We start from the raw sequence: 19,147 nt of genomic DNA on the forward strand, positions 1-19,147 counted from the left end.
ATCTATTAAAACTCCATACTCCCTTGACAACTGACAACTAACAACTGACAACTGACCAATGACCAATGACTAATGAAACACCCGATTGGATAAGATTACATAAAGCCTTAGCATTTGAAGCCGAAAAAGGCTTTATAGATTTAGTAGGTAAGCAATATCGCTTTAGTGAATTTCTGTGTTTGACTTTTGGTAATTTCCCAACTGCCTTACCAGCAAAAGAAAGACTCCGCTGGCATCAAGTAGGAATGCAATTTGCCAATTATCCAAATTTAACCTTACCAGAAAGACAACATTTAGTAGCAGAAATTAGAAGATATCTAAATCAACTTCAACAAGAATTAGAGATAGAAGAACCCAAAATAAATTACGAATCTAAAAATCAACATCCCACCACGCCACTTGTTGCCGAAATTAGTAAAAGATTAGCACCAACACTGGATAAAAAACTTAGAGATTTACCAGAAATTGGCATTAGAAAATCTGATAGTTTAGCGCGGTTAGATTTATATACTGTTCGTGATTTACTGTTTTATTATCCTCGTGATCATATTGATTATGCCCGTCAGGTGAATATTAGTGAATTAGAAGGAGGGGAAACAGTAACTATCATAGCAACCGTCAAAAGATTTAATTTTTTCACCAGTCCTAAAAATAAGAAGTTATCAATTTTAGAATTAATTTTAAAAGATAATACCGGACAAATTAAAGTTACCCGTTTTTATGCAGGTGCGCGTTTTAGTAGTCGTGGTTGGCAAGAAAGTTTAAAACGCAACTATCCTGTAGGTAGTATGTTGGCAGCTTGTGGATTAGTCAAAGGTGGTAAATATGGTTTAACTTTGGATAACCCAGAATTAGAAGTTTTGGCAAATCCAGGAGATCCTATTGATTCTGTAACTATTGGGCGAGTTGTCCCTATTTATGCCTTAACTGAAGGAGTAATGGCGAATACAGTCAGACAGGCTGTAATGACAGCTTTAACAGCAGCCGTGAATTTAAAAGATCCTTTACCTAAAGGTTTGCGAGAAAAATATGCTTTGATGGAATTGAAAGAAGCAATTCCGAATATTCATTTTCCTAAAGATAGTGACTCTTTAAAAATTGCCCGTCGTCGGTTAGTATTTGATGAATTTTTCTACTTACAACTTGGCTTACTGCAACGCCAAAAAAAAGCGCGAGAAATTCAAACCAGTGCCATACTTGCACCCACAGGCAAATTATTAGAACAATTTGACGAAATTCTCCCTTTTCAACTGACCGGCGCACAACAGAGAGTTGTAAATGAAATTCTCACCGATTTACAAAAACCTGTCGCTATGAATCGCTTAGTCCAAGGGGATGTTGGTTCAGGGAAAACTGTCGTTGCTGTGGTTGCTATCTTGGCAGCAATTCAATCAGGTTATCAAGCGGCGTTAATGGCACCTACTGAAGTATTAGCAGAACAACATTATCGTAAATTAGTAAGTTGGTTTAATCTCCTCCATTTACCAGTTGAATTATTAACAGGTTCGACAAAAGTAGCTAAAAGAAGAGAAATTCATTCCCAGTTAGAAACAGGTGAATTACCTTTATTGGTAGGAACACACGCCTTAATTCAAGATAAAGTTAATTTTCAACGTTTGGGTTTAGTTGTCATAGATGAACAACATCGGTTTGGGGTACAACAACGGGCAAAGTTACAGCAAAAAGGCGAACAACCTCATGTTTTAACGATGACGGCAACACCCATTCCTCGGACATTAGCATTAACCGTACATGGGGATTTAGATGTTAGTCAAATTGATGAATTACCACCAGGAAGACAACAAATTAAAACCACGATGTTAAGTGGACAACAACGTCCTCAAGCTTACGATTTAATCCGGCGAGAAGTTGCCCAAGGTAGACAGGTTTATGTAGTTTTACCTTTGGTAGAAGAATCGGAAAAATTAGATTTGCGTTCGGCTGTAGATGAACATCAGAAGTTACAAGAAAGTGTGTTTCCTGATTTTCAAGTTGGGTTATTGCATGGACGCATGACTTCAGCAGAAAAAGAAGAAGCAATTAATAAATTCCGCGATAATGAAACTCAAATCATTGTATCCACCACTGTGATTGAGGTGGGTGTAGATGTACCTAATGCCACTGTAATGCTGATTGAACACGCGGAAAGATTCGGTTTATCACAATTGCACCAATTACGGGGACGAGTGGGACGGGGTGCAGCGCAATCTTATTGTTTACTGATGAGTAGTACCAGAAATCCTGATGCACAACAACGGTTAAAGGTGTTGGAACAATCCCAAGATGGTTTTTTTATCTCGGAAATGGATATGCGGTTTCGCGGTCCGGGGGAGGTGATGGGAACTCGTCAATCTGGTGTAGCAGATTTTACTTTAGCGAGTTTAGTGGAAGATGAGGACATTTTGCTGTTAGCGCGACAAGCAGCGGAAAAGGTGATTGATATGGATGCAAGTTTGGCGCGTTGGCCATTAATGCAGGATGAGTTAAGGTATAGGTATGAGCGGTTAATGGGTGGCGCGATTTTGACGTAAAATCTTAGTTATCAATGATAAAAATAGGACGTTGCTGAATTAGGGTATGAAATTGAAAAATCAATGATTTCAAACTCTTACTCTCTGTGACTGGAGTGCCTCTGCGTGGAAAAAATCATCCTCTTAATCAGCAACGCGAGATTTTATATGTAGGTTGCCCTGGTAAAAGTCCTAAGACTTGTGGACGTTCTTCTTCAGAATTATCTTTGGTTTTTTGACCTAATTTTGCTTCAATAAAGAATTGAAATGTTGATCCTTTTCCTAATTCACTGATAACAGAAATATCACCACCCATTAATTGTACAAACTTGTGACTAATTGCTAAACCTAAACCAGTTCCTTCTTGCATTTCTTTTCCAGCTTGGGCTTGGGAAAAAGCATCAAATAGTTGTGGTAATTCTGTCGGTGAAATACCTAGTCCTGTATCATGCACTTGAAAATAAAGAATCAACATATCTGTTATTTCCTCATTGTTCCTATTCACGCTGACTGTAATCTTGCCTTGACGGGTAAATTTGATGCCATTAGTAATTAAATTAATGAGAACTTGGCGTAACTTAACTTCATCTGTATAAATATAACGGGGGATATTTTCACTACGATTAAATATTAAGTTTAAGCCTTCATTACTTGCCCGTAAATAGAGCATATCTTCCAAATCGTCTAGTAAGCGGTAAAGATCAAAATTATGGACATTGAGGGTTGCTTTACCAGCTTCTATTTTCGATAAATCGAGAATGTGATTAATTAATGTGAGTAGATATTCTCCACTGCGATAAATTATTCCAGCATTTTCATATTGATCAGCAGGGAGATTATTGGCACGTAACATCAATTGCGAAAAGCCAATAACTGCATTGAGAGGCGATCGCAATTCATGACTCATATTGGCAATAAAGGTACTTTTAGCTTGGTTAGCAGCTTCGGCTTTGTTTGCTAACTCCTTGGCTTTAATTTCACTTTCCTGTAAATCCCTAGTTCTTGACAGCACCCGTTCTTCCAGGTCTAGATTAGCTATTTTTAAGTTTAGTTTAGATTGATGATTTTCGGCGACAATAGCTAACATTGACATGATGGTTACAGCAATCACACCAATAAATAATTGCAATAATAAAATAGAATGACTCTTTAAGGATACTTCCTAAAAAATCCCCATTTTATAACTAGTAGCAATGGCGGCTAACATGGACATAATTGCAACTAATAAAGTAGTTAGTTATTTTGCTACCCAAACTAAAAGCAGACCAAAGCAAAGGTGGTAAAAGTAAATATTCTACAGGTTGAGATTCAATAAAAGTAAAATAACTAACGATTATTAAACTAAAAGTTATTAATAATAATTTCCGATCTAGCAAAGATTTAATTTGAAATTCCCTAATATTTCTATACCAAGTTAAAACTAAAGGAGTAAAAACAAAAATTCCTATAGTATCACCAATCCACCAACCACAGAAAACTTCTCAATACTTGTGCCAGGGTGCATAACCACCTAAACAAACTGTCATTACACCTATCAAAGATTGTAAAACAGTTCCCGTAAATAAACTACACAATGAGAAAATTGCCACATGATTAACTTGATTTAGGAAATAATTTGTCCGAGTTAATCTGAGAATCAGCGTCACTGAAATCAATGATCCTAAAGTAGTCCCCATACCTCCAAAAACGGCGAGAATCAGTGGTTTAATTCCGATATAATTAGTTAACGTTGCACCTAAAAATACACCAAACCAACGCGATCGCCCCCATAATAACAAAAAGCCTATCACCAACCCAGCCGCAGGCCACACAGGAGTACCATAAGTAGAAATAGGCATTTTTTTTAATACCAGCCAAGAGGTTAGATGATAAATTATCGTAATAATCCATACATCAAGCCACCAGCGAGGATTTTGGTAGTTAATACCAAAACGATTTAAAATTCGAGAGAAACCGAAAAACATTTTTTGTTTTGTCCTTTTCATGCTCACTAATTGAATTTATGACAAAATTCTTGACAAAAGATATGAAATCTGCTAATAATTGTAATTTGTGGAAACTTTACCCTTTAATATAATCTCTTGGCTAACGTCATTGTCATAGGTGCCCAGTGGGGCGATGAAGGAAAAGGTAAAATAACTGACTTACTCAGCCGCTCCGCAGACGTGGTGGTACGTTATCAAGGGGGAGTTAACGCTGGGCATACAATCGTAGTCCAAGGTCAGACGTTTAAGCTGCACTTAATCCCCTCTGGTATTTTGTATCCAAAAACCGAGTGTATCATTGGCTGTGGCACAGTCATAGATCCACAGGTTTTGATCAAAGAACTCGAACAACTAGAACAATTAAATATTTCCACGGCTAATCTGTTGATATCTCAGACGGCTCATGTCACCATGCCCTATCATCGCATGATTGACAAGGCATCTGAGGAAGTTCGGGGAAATCATAAAATCGGCACAACAGGTAGAGGCATTGGTCCGACTTACGCGGATAAATCGGAACGTACAGGCATCAGGATGTTAGACCTGATGGACACCGATGGTCTGCCTGAGCAGTTAGAACGGACGATAAACTATAAAAATACCATTTTAGAAAAACTGTATAATCTACCGCCCTTGAATCCGCAAGCAGTGATTGAGGAGTATTTAGGTTATGCAGAACGCTTGCGTCCTTTTGTTGTTGATACATCGTTGAAAATCTACGATGCAGTTTTACGGCGACGAAATATTTTGTTTGAAGGCGCACAAGGGACATTACTTGACCTAGATCATGGAACTTATCCCTATGTCACATCCTCCAACCCAGTCGCTGGTGGGGCTTGCGTTGGTAGTGGATTAGGTCCGACAATGATAGATCGGGTAATTGGTGTATCCAAAGCCTATACTACAAGAGTGGGAGAAGGTCCATTCCCCACAGAACTAAATGGTGGAATTGGGGACTTGCTAGGCGATCGCGGTGCAGAATTTGGCACAACTACAGGGCGTAAACGTCGCTGTGGTTGGTTTGATGCGGTTATCGGGCGTTATGCAGTCCGTATTAACGGTATGGATTGTATGGCACTTACCAAACTAGATGTTCTCGATGAATTAGAGGAAATCAATGTTTGTGTAGCTTATGAAATTGATGGTGAACGCTGCGAAGACTTCCCCACCAGCGCTCGTCAGTTCGCGCGTTGTCGTCCCATCTATAAAACTGTACCAGGATGGCAAGTTTCAACAAGTCACTGTCGTACCCTAGAAGAGTTACCACAAAAAGCACTGGACTATCTGAAATTCTTAGCAGAATTAATGAAAGTACCGATCGCTATTGTTTCCTTAGGAGCAAGTCGTGATCAAACTATCATTGTCGAAGACCCGATTCACGGTCCCAAACGCGCACTGTTGCAACCCAACGGTATACCTGTTTAGTCAGTAGTCATTGGTCATTGGTCATTGGTCAGTAGTTAGTTGCAAATTAACATATAACTAACAACGGACAACGGACAACTGACAACGAATAACTAACAATTAACAACTTAACAAATTATATGGCGATCGCACTCGAATCTAAACCCCGTCCCGAAGGTAGCAAACCTAAAGCCTTGCGCCGTTCAGGCTTAATTCCCGCCAACTTGTATGGTCACAAAGGAATTGAATCAATTGCTCTCGTTCTTGACGCTAAAGTTGTAGAACGCTTGCTCAAGCAAGTTACCCCCAATAAAACCGAAATAGAACTCAGCATTCCTGAATTAGAGTGGACTGGTACAACCGTAATCCGCGAACTTCAACTTCACCCAGCCAAAGGCACACCTTATCACCTAAGTTTTTTTGCTGGCGCTAAAGGCTAAAATTCAGGTAATACAGCAGGAGTCAGGAGGTAGGGGCGCAGGGCCTGCGCCCAATCAGGAGTCAGGAGTAAAACTGGCTTTGTGTATAGGTTTCAATTTAGATTTTGTACCTCCTCACTACGCAACCTGCTGTAATAACAAAGAGAACCAGGGTTAGCCCTGGTTTTTTTGTGGAAAAATTATTTATAGTAGGGAACAGTTCACCAATTACCAATCACCAATTACCAATCACCAATAAAAATGACAGAAACCAATCTCCCAAATTTAATCTCACAAATGTTACAACCAGGATTTTATCCTCATCCCGTAACAGAACCAATTCAACTAATTCAAACTCATATTTCCTACGTTCTCCTCACCGGAGATTATGCTTACAAACTCAAAAAACCAGCCAACTTTGGTTTTTTAGACTTTTCCACCTTAGAAAAACGGCAGCATTTTTGTCAAGAAGAACTGCGATTAAATCAAAGAGGTGCAGGTGAATTATATTTAGAAGTTCTCCCCGTAACCTTAGTAGGTGAACAATACCATTTAGGTGGCACAGGAGAAGCTGTAGAATATACAGTAAAGATGCGTCAATTTCCCCAAGAAACCCTATTTAGTGAACTTTTTGCCAGTGGAAACTTACCAGAAAGTCACTTAGAAGAACTGGGACGAGTTGTAGCCCAATATCATGCAAACACCGAAACAAATGATTATATTCGCAGTTTTGGAGAAGTCTCCCAAGTCCGACTAGCAATTGATGAGAATTATCAACAAGCTGAAAAATATATTGGTGGACCCCAAACAAAAGAACAATTTGAGGAAACAAAACAATATACAGACAACTTCTTTCTTCAACATCCAGAACTATTTAAAAGCAGAATTGACAATAACTATATTTGTGAATGTCACGGCGATTTACACCTCAGAAATATTGCTCTTTGGCATGACAAAATTATGCTATTTGATTGTATAGAATTTAATGAGCCTTTCCGCTTTGTGGATGTTATGTATGACGTAGCATTTACAGTCATGGACATTGAAGCCAGAGGACGAAAAGACTTAGGAAATGCCTTTTTAAATGCCTACGTAGAGCAAACTGGAGACTGGGAAGGTTTACAGGTCTTGCCTTTATATTTAAGCCGTCAAGCCTATGTACGAGCCAAAGTAAATTCCTTCTTATTAGATGATCCTAATATTCCAGATGCAGTCAAAGAAGAATCTGCAAAAACAGCTTCTGCATATTATCGTCAAGCCTGGGAATATACCAAACCCCAACAGGGAAAACTGATTTTAATGTCAGGATTATCTGGCGTTGGTAAAAGTACCACAGCTAAATATTTAGCCCGGAAACTCAACGCAGTTCATCTCCGTTCTGATGCTGTGCGGAAGCATTTAGCAGGTATTCCTCTTCTAGAAAAAGGTGGAGATGAAATCTATACACCAGAAATGACCCAAAAAACCTATAGCCGATTATTAGCATTAGGAATTATACTGGCTAATCAAGGTTGGTCTGTGATTTTAGATGCCAAATATGATCGCCAGGATTTACGGGAAACAGCTATTTCCCAAGCTACACAGCATCAATTACCCATACATATTATCAACTGTACCGCACCCCTAGAAGTTATCAAAGAAAGACTCCTGAACCGTACTGGTGATATTGCTGATGCAACCGCTGATTTATTAGCATCGCAAATCAAGCAATCTGAACCATTTACAAATCTCGAACAACCTTATATAACAGTTGTGGATACAACTCAACCCCTAGACACGCAATTATCAAAATTGATTTAATTTTTGTCTAGTTTTTCTCGTTTTCTCGTTCCCATACTCTGATGGGAATGAATTCTAAAGGCTCTGCCTTTAATAACATTTGAGGCAGAGCCTCCATGATAGCATTCCCAGTCTCTGACTGGGAACGAGATATAATTAATTATTCTTTCTCCTTCTTTCTTCCTGACTCCTGACTCCTAACTCCTGACTCCTGACTCCTGACTCCTGACTCCTGACTCCTGACTCCTGACTCCTAATATTATGGCACCAAAAAATAATCTACTAGGCGATATTTTCTCTTCCTCACCTAACTTTCTTTCTCAACTGTTATTTGGATTATTTTTATTTATTATCTCCAGAATTGCTAATGCTTCAGTTCCTCTGAGTCTATTCATAGCCATTATGGGTGGTGTCACCTTGGGGTGGTTCACCTTTGTTAATGATAATAGTCCTGAACCTGCTACTATCGCCTCTAATGATGGCATTGATGCTGGATTAAAATATTGGTTGTTTTTTATGATGGGCTGCCTTTTTCTGGGTTATTCAGCCCCTATGAGTATTATATTCGGTGCGATCGCTGGAATTGGTGGTGGTTGGATTATTAGTTGGTGGAGAAGTGAGGAAACGTTACAAACACAACTATCAGAGGAGATTGTGGAAGAAATCAATCCAGAACAGCCAAGTGAGAGAAGTGCAAAAAGACGCAAAAGAAAACCTGCTCGGCGCTTCCGTCGGGAGTCTGCAACTTTCAATTTTCGATTTTGGGAAAAGTAATTAACAATTGATAATCAGGTCACTGTTCACAGGATTAATTCAGCTACCAGGTTACAAAACTCATAGGGTTGTTAATATTAATGTGACAATAAGGATGATAAATTAATGTGTTATGATATGTTATCACTAATTAGGTAAACCAATTTTCCTAATTTGTTTATGAGATGAGAAGTAAATCAAGCGAGAATGGTTTTAAAAGCAAAGGAGATAATTGACTATGACTATGCTACAAACTGTTAAAGGAATCTACCGACATGGAAGAATTGAGTTAGCAGAAATTCCTACAAATATCTTGGAAAGCCAAGTTTTAATTACCTTTATAGAAACTAAAACACCAGAAAATATTAGTGTTAAAAATTCAACAGCAGAATTATTTAATTCCCTACGTGGTAAAGTCCAATATTTTGAAGATATCATCACACCCACAACTATTTAATTACAGCAGATAAAATAATCATAGGATTTTATGATTCTGTTATTTGGTGAATTTTAATTTTCTAATATTCTGGAATTTTGCAAATTTAATGTTGATAAACAATCAGATTGATTAAAGAATTCGGAAATGGCTATTGTGTAAAATTCATTAACACAAAGATGTATTATATACTAAATCTCAAAGAATTAACGGATGTATGATGCTGGACTAGCATAATTTGTATCCGAAAATTACGAGAAAATTAAGTGATAATACTATGTGACACCCCAGGTGCGGAATGTGGGATATAGTTGTCAATATTGATATGATAATGAGGATTATAAAATTAAATTGGGTAATTGTTAATATTTGTTGCATTGCTATTATTCAAAGTTAATTTAGCTGTAGCCCATTTGATTAATAATTCATTCAATATATCATTATCTTTAATATGATTTAGAAAAAACTTGCGCTCGTCCATTGGTAAAGATATTGAGGCTATAATAAAAGCTCTTTTACACCAAATATCTAAACTTGAATAATCTTCTTTTAATTCTCTTATCCAGTCACCCATATTTTGAGCATAAGCACTTAATAAAATTTCTCGCCGTAAACTATTTGGTGAAGATTTATATAATGTAATAAGTAGATTAGAATGATTTAATAAAGAGTTTCTACTAAATAAACTCAATATGGTTATCTGAAAATACTCATTTGATCTAACTATTTCATTATCTAATATCTGAAATAAATTACTACCTAATATTTTCCAATTACCTTTAAAATTATTATTAACTGAAAGTAAATAGTGACATACTTCACTTATAGCTGGAGTTAAAATCTCAATATGAGCAATACAAAATTCTACAGCAGATGGAATTCCTATTTGTGATAATCTTCTCAAAAACCATCTTAATCTGGTATAATTTGGTTGATCAATATTAAGATATGATCCTAATATATTTTCAATAACTTCTTCTTTAAATAACTCTAATTGATTACCAGATAAATCTTCAATTTTTATAGTAACATAAGGGTTGCCAGTAGAATGATCAGATATTATATTTAATATCTCTTCTTCATATTTATTAATTGGTTGATTTTTAGTCATTTCTATACAATGATTTTCAAAATCATCTGAGTTATATATTTTTGTTTTTCCTCTTTGTAGTATAAGTCTTTGTTGTTTATCAAGACTCTCTGCCATTTGATATATAATAGTTTTGGACTCTGTATAACTATTACAAAAAATAACTATATCATCAACAAAACGACAAAAATCTAAGCCTTTTAAAGTCAAAATATTATCCAGAGGTATTAGTGAAAGCTCTCCTAATAAATGTGTGGAATGTGGTCCAACAGGAATACCTCTAGAAACTTTAGCAGTTACTTTTTCAAGTAAATTTATTATCCATTTCTTTACTTGATTTGGGAAATCTACATCCATTAATTGATTTTCAATATTATGATGATATATCTGATTATAAAAATCTGCTATGTCTAAATATACTGCATATTGATAATTGGATATTTTATTCTTGCATACTGACCAAAATTCTGTCCATGAAACATTGGAATTATATAAGCTCCAATCATCTTGAGGAGAAAATCTATAACTAAAAACTTTTTCTTCAGAGATAGGTATTCTTTTATTTTCTATTAATTGACCATATTCATAAATAATAGCCGTTAACATAATGTTATCTAAGGGATCTAATTGAGTTGCTGTTCTGTAAGAAATTTCATCTTTAGGTACTATAAATCTTCTTGCAGCATTATGTTGGTAATTGCCTAAATCTATATCTTTTAATCTATTAATAGTATCATTTTGTATTTTATAAAGGACATCAAATTCAATCGGTTTAGGAAATAAATCAGTATCACTATATTTAACCAAATGATTTAATGCCCATCGTAGAGAATGTTCTTGAAGTTTCATAGCTGTAATATTTGTACTTATTTCATAGATAATATAAGCATATACCGAAATATAGGACAAATTAGCTTTGCCTTCAAAATTAAGGTAACATTCATTATAAATAAGATAAAATTTATACAGATAATACTTGCTCTAAATCCGGTTTTACACCCAGTCCCCTTAACTGCCCCATCAACACACTGATGACAAGCTAAAGCTAAATTATCCAGTTCATCTGAACCTCCCAAAGACTGCGGCATAATATGGTCACTGGTAAAGCGGTCGGGACTTAGGTATTCAGGAGAGTGGCAATATTCACAGAGGAATTTAGCTCGTTTTCTTATAAGTCGTCGAGTTGGTTCGGACACCATTTACTTTTAGCCGCTAGTTGAGCATTAATTAAGGTAAATATTCGCTGTAACTCCGAGATACCTACATATTCCGCTTCCTCTTCAGAAGTCAATTTATCAGATTTTTTCTTTGCTAATAGTTCTTCAAAACGTATCTGTAGTTCTTCGGTAAATTTAAATAGATAAATATTACCAAATTCACTCATCTTCATACCAGAAGATATTAAAGATGAAGGTTGAACCATTAATTGAGTAACCATTGTGTGTTCACAGTGTCTTTATTTGTATTATCTCATAAAAAATCCTGAAAATCCTTAAATCCTGGATATCCTGATTCAGACAAATTAAATATCAGGTTCAATACCCAGCTTTCTTAACTGTTCCATCAATCTTTCCTTCTGTCTTCTTTCTTGTTCCGTCGGAGTCAACACCCAATTACCATAGACATCATACCACCTTAACCAAGGCTGCTGAATATTATTATATTTTCCCTGCCAAACTCCCAAACCTAATTCTATTTCTGGTATCCAAAAACGAGAATCTGATGATGATAAATCTATTTCTATATAACGTCCACCATCTAATTTAAACATTCTAAATTCATACTTATAACGGTCAAAAATAGCATAGTAGGGAATCCTTAAAATCTGTTCATACACTTCCCATTTTGTTGGCGGTTTTTTTACATCTCGTAAAGTTTCTCCTAAATCTTCCTTTTCCGTTCCTGGTGAGAGTAATTCAACTATAATAAAAGGAGTGATTCCCTCTTGCCAAATTACATAACTCAGTCGTAAATCGCCATTTTTATAAAGAGGAGAAACACCCACAGATACAAACCAATCTGGTATTTTATACCATGTTGGATGATGAGGGTCATAATAGAGATTCATGTCACTAGCGGTAAATATTTTGTCGCTAGGATAAGTAGGAGAATTAAACGTTTCGTCTAATAAACGGGGTTGTAATAAATGAAATTGATCAAGCAAACCTTTTTCCTCTGGATCTTCACTTTTGAGATCATACATCGTTGGTAACACTTCTTGGGGAGAACGGGGCGGATCAGTTTGATACATATTACTATTTCTGGAAAATTTAATTTATTGTGTGTTTACAGTTTCTTTATGTCTATTATCTCATAAAAAATCCTCTAAATCCTGTACTTCGACTTCGCTCAGTAACCAGACATCCTGATAGCAAAGCGTGGCTTTAGTCATTTCAGGCAATTTCAGCATCTATTTCCCCTTTTCTCGATGATTAGCTGCTTGTAATAATAAAGATTCAGCAAAAGAAATTGCTTCATTTGCAGATTTACCACCAGCTAATTGTGCCAATTCTTCCCGTCGGGTAGTTAAATTATCTAAACTTGTTACTCTCACCACAGTCCGCTGTTCATCATTACTATTTCTAGCTTTACTAATCACTAATTTATCAACGCGAAAATGACGATCTGCCATTGCTGCAACTAGAGGTTGATGGGTGACACATAATACTTGATGTCCTTGACTAAGTTGGTGCAATTTTTCCGCTATAGCTTGGGCAACTCTACCAGAAACTCCCACATCAATTTCATCAAATATCATTGTTCCCACTTCATGACCTTGATTAAAACAGGCTTTTAAAGCTAGTAAAAATCGGCTCATTTCTCCACCAGAAGCAATTTCTGTTAATGGTTGAATAGGTTCACCGGGGTTAGGACTAAACATAAAAGTAATTTTATCTGCACCTGTGGGACTGGGGGTAGTGGGGACAATTTCTACTTGAAATTTTACCTTATCCATTGCTAACGGCTTGAGTTGGGCTAATAATCTAGATTCTAAATTAGCCGCAGTTTGACGACGTAATTGGCTTAATTGTTGACTAACTTGCTGGAGTTCTTGTAAATATAATTGTTCTTGTTGTTCTAAAGTTTCGATAGATTGTTCACTATTATTTAATTCAGCTAATTCAGTTTGAATACGTTCGTAATAAGAAATAGCTTCCGTCAGAGTCGGTCCATATTTGCGACAAATTTGTTTTAATTCTCGTATCCGTTCATCCACCTCTTCCAACCGCTGGGGATCTGCTTCTAGTCCTTCTCCATAAGCATTAATTTGTCTCCCCACTTCCATCACCGCTGCGATCGCATCCCGCACCAATTCCAACAGAGATTGTAGTTGAGAATCATACTCCACCATGTGAGTTAATATCATCTCCCCATCGGCTAATAAATCAGCAGCAGTGCGCGTTTCCTGATCATCTTGATACAAAGCCTGATAAACCTTGTAACTCATTTGCTGTAAATCCACAACATGATTCAAGCGTTCCCGTTCTTGATTTAATTGTTCCATTTCCTGGGCATCATCAAGATTAGCAGCGCCCAATTCTTGTACTTGATATGTTAATAAATCCAATTGTTGCAGCCTTTCCCGTTCTGATGTCCGGCGTTTTTCTAGTGCTTGACGAGCTTGCTGATATAGAATAAAAGCAGCGGCGACATTTTGGCGTTTATGCAACAAAGCATCACCACCATATAAATCTAACCAATCTCGAACTTGGGCAGATTGTCCCACCTGTACGGTTTGTCCTTGTGCCGTAATTTCTACTAAACTGTCTCGTAATCCTGCCATTAAGGGGCGATTTACCAGCACTCCATTTACTCTTGATCTACTGCGGATATTACTGCTAGTGGTGGCAATTTCTCGACTAATGATCACAGCATGATCATCTGTTAAATCAATTTCTTGTTCACTTAACCAAGCTGCTAGGGGCGGAGTAACGCTAAAAGTTGCTTCCACTATGGCGCGATTTGTGCCAGTGCGAATTACCCGACTGGAGACTTTACCACCCAAAACGGCATCAATAGCATCTAAAATAATTGATTTTCCTGCGCCGGTTTCTCCTGTTAATACATTCAAACCTGCACCAAAATCCAATTCCAGATGATCAATTAAGGCGAAATTTTCAATTCTTAAATATAGCAGCATTTGAATTATCCTCAGATTGCAGATTTCCCCGTTTCCGCTGAGATTGGAAATTTGACAAGATTACGAAAAACTCAGAGGTGTAAGGGTTTAGCTCATGCTTTACCCCTACCTGTAGAATCAAAGTTATGCTATGGGAAACAGAGTAATTGTTGTATCTCCACTCCCAGCAGCTAATATTTTACCATCTGGACTGAAGGCAATTGAGGAAATTACAGAATCAGTACATTTGACACTGGAAATTTCTGCACCACTAGCGACTGACCATAATTTCACTGTTTTATCTTTACTAGCGCTCGCTAAAATTTGTCCATTGGGACTATATGCAACGGCACAAATATGATCAGAATGTCCTGATAAAGTTTTAATTTCTTGACTAGTTTCTAGATTCCAAAGTTTAATAGTTTTGTCTTGACTACCACTAATTAAAGTTTTTCCGTCGGGACTAAATGCTAGAGAAGTAATCCCTCCAAACCAATCAGAATGTCCTGTTAAAGTTTTCACTTTATTTTCAGCTAATTGTAAAATCTTGATAGTTTTATCATTACCACCTGCACCACTAGCTAATAGTTTACCATCAGGACTAAAAGTTACAGATAAAACATCATCGGTATGACCTTTGAAAGAGAAAATTTCTTTTCCTGTTTCTAATGACCACAGTTTAACTGTTTTGTCTTTACTTCCACTCGCTAAAATTTTTCCCAAGGGACTAAAGGAGACAGCATTAACTCTTTCTTCATGTCCTGTAAAAGTGAAAACTTCTATTCCTAGATTTACATCCCATAATTTAATAGTTTTGTCATCACTTCCACTTACTAAAAATTTACCATCTGGACTAAAACCTACGGAATTAATCCCTCTGGACCAAGAAGATTCTCCATGTCCTTCAAAGGTGCGATGTTTTTGAGTTGTTAAATCCCACAATTTAATGATTGTATCATCACTTCCACTTGCTAAAAATCTACCATCTGGACTAAAAGCTACAGAGAGAACTTTATTTTCATGTCCTTTGAGAGTACCAACAAATATTAATTTTTCGCTGTTGTCATTTGATGAAGATGTGGTAGGAATTACTTCCAATGTTTCTTGATAATTATCTGATTCTTCTATACTTGATTTATTTGCTGCGTGTGACGGGTTAAACCAAGTATTTAATTCCGTTAATACATCCAATTCTTTCAAAGATTTGTTAATAGAATTACCAATAGAATCTAAGTTATTAATTGTGGGAATTTCTTCTCTTTCTTGACTTGGTTGTTCCGGTATTGGATTTGTTTGCGAATTTGATTTATTTTTAACCTGTAACGGTTGTACCAAAGCTGTAAATAAACTATCTAATTCTGTTAATCCATCTAATTTTGTCAATCGGTTATTAATAGAATCAAAAATGTCATTATTTTGGGAACTCTCACTTTCTTGTTTTTCTTTAATCTCACCTATTGATTGATTTTGTTCTAAAATTGTCTGATGTAATTTCTGGGTTGAATTATCAATTTCTGCAAATCGAGAATTAACCACTTCAATTTGTTGATAAATCTGAGTAAATTCCTGACTTTGATTTTCTTGATTATCGCGTAATTCTGCTAATTGCTGTTGATTGCTTTCATTGCCATGTTTGATAGAAGTTTCAATTTCTGCAAATCGAGAATTAAAGACCTGTAGCTGTTGACTGATTTGTGATAATTCAGTTTTCAATTCTGCAATATTTCTCAAATATTCATCTTTGTCAACATTAGAGTTCAAACTTTCTAGAGAAATATCTAATTGCTGCAACCGATTATTGACTATTTGCATTTCTTGATTGACTACATTAAATTCCGTACTCAATTTTTGCATTGATATTTGAATTTTCTGGTCAATAACTTGACTAATTTCCTGTTTATAAACTTCAAGTTTTCCCAAACGTTCATTAATAGCACTTTCAATGGTTTGGTCAATAATTTGGCTGAGTTGTTGTCTCCAAGCTTCGATTTGTTCCAAACGTTGATTAGAGGTATTCATGGTTTTTTCAACTTGGTAAAATTCTTCAGTAATATTTTGCCAACTTGTCTGTAATTGATCAATTTGTGATTGGGAATAATTAAACTTAGGACGATTAACTAAATTTAAAGCTATACTTAAACTCAGGGGAATAACCGCATAAACCACCTGTTGCGTCACTGTCGCTACTATTGTTCCCAAGACTGATAACCCCAAACATACATACTCGCTAACTTCTAGCAACTGACGATTATTCATGTTAACTGGTATTACTTGTCAAGTCGTGACTACTATATCACAAACTATACTCAATAAAACTTTATTTTCTCTTACTCTTTGCGCCTCCGCGTCTCTGCGTGAGACAAATTCTTAGATATAGAAACTTCCAGATCGTATATCTTGACAATAACATAAAATTTAGAGATGTCAATACCCTAGTAAAATCGTTAGCTTATTGATTACATTCTCAATAATCTTGAGAATCAACCAGGTATATTCTCAACAAAGATAGAAATGCGATTTTTTTGGAAAAGGGAGATTTAAAAAACTTATATGTCTGAGTGCATGACTAAAAAATTAGTAGCTATGACTTAAATATTGCTAAATTAACAGAGGATGTAACTATCTCCTTAAATATGGTTTCTACTCCTATAACTTTCTCCGATATTCAAAATCATTGGTCTCAACCATTTATAGAAGCTTTAGCAGCACGACGGATTATTAGTGGGTATCCTGATGGAACTTGTCGCCCTAATAACCCTGTGACTCGCGCTGAATTTGCGGCCATTATCGCTTCAGTTTTTCCCCAACCAGTTAAACGTGCATATCTGCCTTTTGTAGATGTTCCGCAGACCCATTGGGCGATAAATGCGATTAAAAAAGTTTATGAAAGTGGATTTTTAACAGGTTATCCAAACAAACGTTTCGGCACAGATGAAGGTATTGCTAGAGGTGATGCTTTAGTCGCAATGGTTAATGGTTTGGGAATTGCTGGGAAAGTTGACCTGGATTTAGTAAGTAAACTGGCAGAAATTTATCAAGATGGATCTTTGATTCCTTACTATGGAATTAATCAAATAGCTTTAGCGACTCGACTCGCTTGGGTAGTAAGTTATCCCAACGTCAAAATCCTTAATTATAAAACAGCCGCTACTCGTGCCGAAGTGGCAGTTATGGTTTATCAAGCTTTAGTATATTTAGGAAAAGCTGAAAAAATCCCTTCTAATTATATTGTTGTTCCCCCAGCCATACCGAAACCGATAACCTCCAATACTGTCAAGGTAAATCATCGGCGAGAATTTCGGGGCGCTTGGGTTGCGACTGTGTGGAATAGTGATTGGCCTTCTCAACCAGGACTGGCTGTGGAACAGCAAAAAGCGGAATTAGTGGCGATTATTAAACAGTTACAATCTTTGAATTTCAATGCTTTAGTTTTGCAGGTCAGACCAGAAGGTGATGCTTTATATGCTTCTGAGTTAGAACCTTGGAGTGCTTGGATTACAGGAACTCAGGGAAAAGCACCATCACCATTTTATGATCCTTTGGAATTTGCGATCGCCGAATGTCATAAACGCAATATTGAACTACACGCTTGGTTCAATCCTTACCGCGCTAGAGCTAATAGTAAAATTTTCCCAGTACGTCCTCACATCGCAGTTACAAATCCCGAAGTAGTTTATCAATGGGGTACTCAACTATGGATGGACCCCGGTGCAAAAATAGTTCAAGACAGAGCATACAATGTCATTATTGATGTTGTTCGCCGTTATGATTTAGATGCAATTCATTTAGATGATTATTTTTATCCCTATCCCATATCCGGTAAATCTTTTCCCGATGATAAAACCTACGCCGCATATAAAGCCAGTGGCGGTAAACTGAGTTTAGAAGATTGGCGACGGGAAAACGTTAATCAAATGGTATTGCGACTTTCCCAAGGAATTAAAGCCACCAAACCTCATGTCAAATTTGGGATTAGTCCCTTTGGCATTTATCGTTCTGGAGAACCTGCGGGAATTGTCGGTTTAGATGCCTATAATGTCCTCTATGCAGATTCTAAAAAATGGTTACAGCAAGGCTGGATAGATTATATTGCTCCTCAACTCTACTGGCGGACTGACCAAACCAAACAAGGTTATCAAACTTTGCTGAAATGGTGGACGGAAATTAATACCAAACAGCGTCACGTCTATGCAGGTAACAATCTCGGACAACTAAATGGTAAAGAATGGAAAAATAGTGAAATTGCCAAGCAAATTCAGATTTCTCGGAATTTGGCAGGTAGTTTATCTTTGGGTAATATCTTTTTCAGCATGACTGGTATTCAGGAAAATCGTCAAGGCATTGCTGACCAATTTAAAACTGATTATCCCACACCTGCACTAATTCCCACTATGTCATGGCAAAGTTCCATCACGCCACCACCTCCCAAAAATCTCAAGTTTATAGATGGAAAGTTAAATTGGGAAGCAGGAGATAATCGCCCTGTGCGTTCTTGGACTCTGTATTTGCAAAATAGTAATAATTGGGTAATTCAACGCATTTTATCTGCTGGTACGACCTTTGCGACAGTCTCACCCGGAACTTATGCGGTATGTGCTGTGGATAGATTAGGAAATGAAAGTGAAGGTGTAACTATTACTGTAATTTGACA

Annotated in this window: 13 protein-coding genes and 2 pseudogenes; 7 read left to right on the plus strand and 8 right to left on the minus strand. The window is 36.6% G+C overall.

The annotated features are described in order from the left end of the window. Nucleotides 1–65: 65 nt before the first annotated feature. On the plus strand, nt 66–2,531 hold the full coding sequence (recG, locus tag FJR05_RS14875; protein WP_168644812.1) for an ATP-dependent DNA helicase RecG: 2,466 nt from the start codon (nt 66–68) through the stop codon (nt 2,529–2,531). A 127-nt stretch (nt 2,532–2,658) separates the two neighbouring features. Here recG and FJR05_RS14880 read toward each other — a convergent pair whose 3' ends face one another. Both FJR05_RS14880 and FJR05_RS27355 read right to left on the minus strand, forming a co-directional pair. Next, nucleotides 2,659–3,639, minus strand: coding sequence for a HAMP domain-containing sensor histidine kinase (locus tag FJR05_RS14880; protein ID WP_254446950.1), 981 nt, complete (start codon nt 3,637–3,639; stop codon nt 2,659–2,661). A 55-nt stretch (nt 3,640–3,694) separates the two neighbouring features. Next, nucleotides 3,695–4,495, minus strand: a pseudogene (locus FJR05_RS27355) (MASE1 domain-containing protein). 96 nt (nt 4,496–4,591) lie between these two features. Between FJR05_RS27355 and FJR05_RS14895 the strand changes: the two are divergent. The 5 genes from FJR05_RS14895 to FJR05_RS14915 all read left to right on the plus strand — a co-directional run bounded on the left by FJR05_RS14895 (nt 4,592) and on the right by FJR05_RS14915 (nt 9,307). Beyond that, a complete protein-coding gene (locus tag FJR05_RS14895) occupies nt 4,592–5,920 on the plus strand; it encodes an adenylosuccinate synthase (protein ID WP_168644814.1) in 1,329 nt (442 codons plus the stop codon). Nucleotides 5,921–6,039: 119 nt separating this feature from the next. After that, a complete protein-coding gene (rplY, locus tag FJR05_RS14900) occupies nt 6,040–6,339 on the plus strand; it encodes a 50S ribosomal protein L25 (protein ID WP_168644815.1) in 300 nt (99 codons plus the stop codon). A 240-nt stretch (nt 6,340–6,579) separates the two neighbouring features. Next, nucleotides 6,580–8,118 carry an AAA family ATPase gene (locus FJR05_RS14905; protein ID WP_168644816.1) on the plus strand — a complete coding sequence of 513 codons (1,539 nt, stop codon included), beginning with the start codon at nt 6,580–6,582 and terminating at the stop codon, nt 8,116–8,118. A 240-nt stretch (nt 8,119–8,358) separates the two neighbouring features. Continuing rightward, nucleotides 8,359–8,871, plus strand: a complete 513-nt coding sequence (locus tag FJR05_RS14910; protein WP_168644817.1) for a hypothetical protein — start codon at nt 8,359–8,361, stop codon at nt 8,869–8,871. A 217-nt stretch (nt 8,872–9,088) separates the two neighbouring features. Continuing rightward, nucleotides 9,089–9,307 (plus strand): hypothetical protein, encoded by a 219-nt coding sequence (locus tag FJR05_RS14915; protein WP_168644818.1) that lies wholly within the window; start codon nt 9,089–9,091, stop codon nt 9,305–9,307. 325 nt (nt 9,308–9,632) lie between these two features. Here FJR05_RS14915 and FJR05_RS14920 read toward each other — a convergent pair whose 3' ends face one another. From FJR05_RS14920 to FJR05_RS14945, 6 genes and pseudogenes are all read right to left on the minus strand, one after another. Beyond that, a complete protein-coding gene (locus FJR05_RS14920) occupies nt 9,633–11,225 on the minus strand; it encodes an RNA-directed DNA polymerase (RefSeq protein ID WP_168644819.1) in 1,593 nt (530 codons plus the stop codon). 176 nt (nt 11,226–11,401) lie between these two features. After that, nucleotides 11,402–11,575 (minus strand): annotated as a pseudogene (locus FJR05_RS14925) (HNH endonuclease); the annotation flags it as partial. Continuing rightward, complete coding sequence (locus FJR05_RS14930; protein ID WP_168644820.1) at nt 11,545–11,814, minus strand: hypothetical protein; 270 nt, start codon at nt 11,812–11,814, stop codon at nt 11,545–11,547. The pseudogene FJR05_RS14925 and the gene FJR05_RS14930, both read right to left, overlap by 31 nt. 84 nt (nt 11,815–11,898) lie before the next feature. After that, nucleotides 11,899–12,627, minus strand: a complete 729-nt coding sequence (locus FJR05_RS14935) for a Uma2 family endonuclease (RefSeq protein ID WP_168644821.1) — start codon at nt 12,625–12,627, stop codon at nt 11,899–11,901. Between the two features lie 159 nt (nt 12,628–12,786). Further along, nucleotides 12,787–14,517, minus strand: coding sequence for a DNA repair protein RecN (gene recN, locus FJR05_RS14940; RefSeq protein ID WP_168644822.1), 1,731 nt, complete (start codon nt 14,515–14,517; stop codon nt 12,787–12,789). A 123-nt stretch (nt 14,518–14,640) separates the two neighbouring features. Further along, nucleotides 14,641–16,752 (minus strand): WD40 repeat domain-containing protein, encoded by a 2,112-nt coding sequence (locus FJR05_RS14945; RefSeq protein ID WP_168644823.1) that lies wholly within the window; start codon nt 16,750–16,752, stop codon nt 14,641–14,643. A gap of 377 nt (nt 16,753–17,129) precedes the next feature. Between FJR05_RS14945 and FJR05_RS14950 the strand changes: the two genes are divergently transcribed. Beyond that, on the plus strand, nt 17,130–19,145 hold the full coding sequence (locus tag FJR05_RS14950; protein WP_168644824.1) for a family 10 glycosylhydrolase: 2,016 nt from the start codon (nt 17,130–17,132) through the stop codon (nt 19,143–19,145). Nucleotides 19,146–19,147 lie beyond the last annotated feature (2 nt).

The sequence above is a fragment of the Dolichospermum sp. UHCC 0259 genome, from assembly GCF_009711935.1.
Lineage (GTDB): Bacteria > Cyanobacteriota > Cyanobacteriia > Cyanobacteriales > Nostocaceae > Dolichospermum.

Bases quoted from the DNA above. Each gene is read 5' to 3' on its own strand.
- FJR05_RS14915 (WP_168644818.1), top strand. From the start codon at position 9,089: ATGACTATGCTACAAACTGTTAAAGGAATCTACCGACATGGAAGAATT.
- recN (WP_168644822.1), bottom strand. From the start codon at position 14,517: ATGCTGCTATATTTAAGAATTGAAAATTTCGCCTTAATTGATCATCTG.
- FJR05_RS14950 (WP_168644824.1), top strand. From the start codon at position 17,130: ATGGTTTCTACTCCTATAACTTTCTCCGATATTCAAAATCATTGGTCT.
- FJR05_RS14930 (WP_168644820.1), bottom strand. From the start codon at position 11,814: ATGGTTACTCAATTAATGGTTCAACCTTCATCTTTAATATCTTCTGGT.
- FJR05_RS14910 (WP_168644817.1), top strand. From the start codon at position 8,359: ATGGCACCAAAAAATAATCTACTAGGCGATATTTTCTCTTCCTCACCT.
- recG (WP_168644812.1), top strand. From the start codon at position 66: ATGACTAATGAAACACCCGATTGGATAAGATTACATAAAGCCTTAGCA.
- FJR05_RS14945 (WP_168644823.1), bottom strand. From the start codon at position 16,752: ATGAATAATCGTCAGTTGCTAGAAGTTAGCGAGTATGTATGTTTGGGG.
- rplY (WP_168644815.1), top strand. From the start codon at position 6,040: ATGGCGATCGCACTCGAATCTAAACCCCGTCCCGAAGGTAGCAAACCT.
- FJR05_RS14920 (WP_168644819.1), bottom strand. From the start codon at position 11,225: ATGAAACTTCAAGAACATTCTCTACGATGGGCATTAAATCATTTGGTT.
- FJR05_RS14905 (WP_168644816.1), top strand. From the start codon at position 6,580: ATGACAGAAACCAATCTCCCAAATTTAATCTCACAAATGTTACAACCA.
- FJR05_RS14935 (WP_168644821.1), bottom strand. From the start codon at position 12,627: ATGTATCAAACTGATCCGCCCCGTTCTCCCCAAGAAGTGTTACCAACG.